General features: G+C 72.0%; 4 protein-coding genes. All 4 read right to left on the reverse strand.

The window, feature by feature from the left end:
• Window positions 1-1073, reverse strand: a 1073-nt coding sequence (locus GXP76_RS34655; RefSeq protein ID WP_242575586.1) for a VgrG-related protein, incomplete at its 3' end; no start/stop codon positions are given.
• A complete protein-coding gene (locus tag GXP76_RS34660; protein WP_242575587.1) occupies window positions 1070-1918 on the reverse strand; it encodes a LysM peptidoglycan-binding domain-containing protein in 849 nt (282 codons plus the stop codon). The genes GXP76_RS34655 and GXP76_RS34660, both read right to left, overlap by 4 nt.
• A 5-nt stretch (window positions 1919-1923) precedes the next feature.
• Window positions 1924-2361 carry a phage tail protein gene (locus GXP76_RS34665; RefSeq protein ID WP_242575588.1) on the reverse strand — a complete coding sequence of 146 codons (438 nt, stop codon included), beginning with the start codon at window positions 2359-2361 and terminating at the stop codon, window positions 1924-1926.
• Between the two features lie 61 nt (window positions 2362-2422).
• Window positions 2423-2785, reverse strand: coding sequence for a hypothetical protein (locus tag GXP76_RS34670; RefSeq protein ID WP_242575589.1), 363 nt, complete (start codon window positions 2783-2785; stop codon window positions 2423-2425).
• Window positions 2786-3582 lie beyond the last annotated feature (797 nt).

The raw sequence follows: 3582 nt of genomic DNA on the forward strand, positions 1-3582 counted from the left end.
CGCTCCTGCTGCCCCGAGACCGTGATCCACGTCTCGTACCCGCGTACGGCGTCGAAGACATGGCGCGACGACGTCACCGTGTACCGGCCCTCGAACGGCGCGCCCACCGCGTTCAGCGCCACCGCACTGCCCGCCCGGACCGCCGGATTTCCCCGGATCACCGCCTCCAGCTCCGCGAACGAGCCGGCGATCCGCTCCGCCAGGGCCTTGGCCGCCTGGTCCACCTGCGCCTGCGCGCCGTACGCCGTGTCGGTCACGACGAAACGCGCCTCGCCGAAGGGCGCGGACACCTCGGCCGCCGTCACCCCCAGCTCCAGCGTCGACGACGTCCCCGCCGGGGCCTTGCCCACCAGCGGCTGCTTCGCCTGGACGTCCCAGCCGCGCACCTCCACCTCGGAGACCTGCTCGACGGCGGACACCCCGGCCCGGCAGCGCAGCAGATTGCCGCCGAGCTCCAGCACGAGCGGATTACGGTCGGCCCGCGCCGATCCGTCCGGTGCCGAACTCGCCTCGGCGGGGCGGGTGATGTGCAGTTGCCCGTCCCGTACGTACGCCTGGGCACCGGCCTCCTCTGCGAGCCCGCGCACGAACTCCCAGTCGGTGACGTTGGGTTGGGCGATGTGCTCCAGTACGGGCCCCGCGATGTCCACCGTCCCGGGCTTCAGCCCCGCGCGCTGGGCGACCTGGCCGCAGATGTCGGCGAGGGTCATGTTCTGGTAACTGGCCACCCGCCGCCCCCGGAACAGCCGGTGCGACTCGTCCAGACCCCGTACGACGGTGAACGTGCCCGTCTCGTCCAGCTCCACCTCCAGCGCCGTGACCACCCCGTCCAGCAGCGGCTTCGGCGCGCTGTCGCCACCCGAGCGTGCCAGCAGCCGCGCCTCGCTGCCGATCCTCAGCCCGGTCTGCTCCAGCAGCACCCGCTCGGGGTCCCGGAACCGCAGCAGGAACAGGTCCGGGAGCGTTCGGCTGTCGTCCACGTACCCCTCGACCAGGGTGTTCACGAACTTCGCCGGCAGCGCCGTGCCGCCGAACTCGACCACCAGCGCGGTGGCGACGCCCTGCCCGGTCATCGGCCCCGCCTCCCGGCGACACCGGTCACGGCCAAGCCCGCGTCGTACCCGCCCGGCTCCCGGTCCGCGCCGTCCCGGAGCCGCGACAGCTCGTCCAGGGCCGGCAGCAGAAGCTGCGTGCCAGGGGCGAGGCGCATCGGGTCGTCGATGCCGTTCGCCTCGGCGATCACCCGCCAGGCACCGGCGTCGCCGTACTCCCGGTGGGCCAGTGACGGCAGCGAGTCCCCGGCGGCGACCCGGTGCACACGCCGCGCGGTCAGCGCGCCCGAGGTCGGGTTCTGCCCCGGCGTCTCCCCGCTGATCTCCTCCATCGTGACCTGGCAGACCGCCCGGACGGGCACCCCGGAGGTGGTGAACAGCGTGTACTTCACGGCCACTTGGCTGACATAGCCGGGGAACCCCGTGAGCCCGCCCCAGTGGAACACCACCCACGGTGGCGACGACCGCTGCTGCTGCCGCGTCTCGTTCGTCGGCACGCAGCACGCGAACAGCTGCTCCACCGCCGTCACCACGCGCGTGTCCTGGGTGTCGCTCGCGTCGAAGAACATCTCGACCGTCAACTTGCTGGGCTGCGACCCCTGATACTCCGGCGGACCGGAACTCTTCGCCCCCTTGGCCGGAGTCCGTTTCCACGACGCCGCCTTGGTGAGGCTCAACTCCTTCGGGTTGAACTGGAAGTCGATCCGTCCGCAGGGCGCGCCGGGCGTGAGACCACCGCCGGTGGGCGGCGTCCGCAGCTCCAGATAGGCGTGCTCCAGCTTCGGCCGGGCCGATCCGCCCTTCGCGGCCGAGGCCGCCCCCGACGTACCGGCGGCGCTGAAGGCGATGGGTCCCGCCGCGCTCATGGCGCTCAGCCCTCCATCACATAGCCGTGATGGGCGATCTCGATCGTCTCCATCGCGACCTTCGGCGACTCGGGGGTGAACGAGGGCCCCGTCCAGCGCACGGGTACGACCTCCAGCAGCCCCCACTGGGCGACCTTCCGCCCGTCACCGGTCCGCGCCTCGATGTGCGCCGTCTTTCGGCTGAAGCCGGTCGTCATCGTGGCGAACCAGCGCGCCACCTTCTCCGTCTCGCTGGTGAGCGGCCGGGACAGCTTGACGTTGGAGTACTTCAGCCGGGTCGGCAGTTGCCACACATGCCCGTTGTTGCCGCCCTCCTCCCGCGTTTCGAGGACGACTTCGCACCCCAGGCCGTCACATGTGTTGAAGGACCCGAGCTCGATGTCGTCGATCGTCACGACGAAGCAGACGCTGACGGCGGGATCGCTGTCCTGGGGGGTGGCCATGACACGTACCTCTCGGTGGCGGGGCGGCGTTCCGCAGTGGCGGGGTGCGTCGGTGCATCGGTCAGTGACGGGTGTTGATCAGGAATCCGGCGCGTTCGCGCTCCAGTCGGAGGTCTGCCTTGAACAGCCGGCTGAGCGGCGCGTACAGGGCACGGACCAGCTCGTCGGTCACCACGGGCGCGCCCGCCTTCCCGGACACGGCACCGGCGGAGGGCGCGGGGGTGCCGCCCTCGCCGGTGGGCTCCGGTTCGGCTTCGCCGTCCGATACGGGGGCGGAGTCCGGGGCGGGGTCGGGTGGTGGTGGCTCCTCGGTGAGTTCGGCGTCCCGCTGGACGACTTGCTGGACGACCGGCTGGACGACCGGCCGCGAGGTGCCGGAGGGAGGCTCGGCGGCCGAACCGAAGACGACGCTCCCGTCGGGCATCCGCTGCGCCACCCCGGCGGCCACGGCGAAGGCGCCGGCCGTGGGTAGCCGGGCGCCACCCTCGTAACGGGGCGGGGAGCCCGGTACGGGTGGCGCGCCGCTGCTTGTGTGCCGCTGAACCGGGACGGCGGGGGGCGGTGTGGGCCGAATCGATGCGAGGGAGACAACTGGCAAGCGCTGCAAGGGTCCTGGCGGGGGATCCGACGAGTGGTGCGGTGGTGGCGGCAGGTCCGGACGGGCGGGTAGGTCCGACCGGGACGTTGCCGTCCACCGCACGGCCACCGTCGGCGAAGCTCCGGCGTCACCCTCCGCGTCCCCCTCCGTGTCACGCTGAACGGCTGCCGCCGGACCACTGCTCGATGTTGCCTCAACGCCTGCCGTACGCAGGGTCAGTGGCCGGTCGCCGAGCAGGGGGACGGTGGGCGACATGGGCATCGGCCCGGAGACAACAACAGAGCGTTGTACGGGAGAATGTGGGGACGGAGCCTCGCCCCCACCCTCCCTCTCCCTGGATACGGCACCCACGATCGGGTCGTCGCCGAGTAACGGTGTGACGACGGGCGGATTCACCGGATCCGACGGTGTGCCCGGAGCGCCCTTCCCCGGTACGGACGCGGCTGCCTGCCGCTGAGCTGTCGGCGGCAACCCGGGCAGCGGCGCGCCGAGTCCGGGTGCTCGCCGGGGGAGCGGGTCGGGGGGCTCCGGTTCGGTCGGCTCCTGAGGGGGAGCGGTGACCGGCAAGTAAGTTTGCTCCCCGACGAGTTGACGTACCGGCAGATCGGCCACGGCTGACATAC

Source organism: Streptomyces sp. NP-1717 (assembly GCF_022695985.1).
Lineage (GTDB): Bacteria > Actinomycetota > Actinomycetes > Streptomycetales > Streptomycetaceae > Streptomyces.

Excerpts from the sequence above, each read along its gene's own strand:
- GXP76_RS34660 (WP_242575587.1), bottom strand. The coding sequence starts at position 1,918 with ATGAGCGCGGCGGGACCCATCGCCTTCAGCGCCGCCGGTACGTCGGGG.
- GXP76_RS34665 (WP_242575588.1), bottom strand. The coding sequence starts at position 2,361 with ATGGCCACCCCCCAGGACAGCGATCCCGCCGTCAGCGTCTGCTTCGTC.
- GXP76_RS34670 (WP_242575589.1), bottom strand. The coding sequence starts at position 2,785 with ATGCCCGACGGGAGCGTCGTCTTCGGTTCGGCCGCCGAGCCTCCCTCC.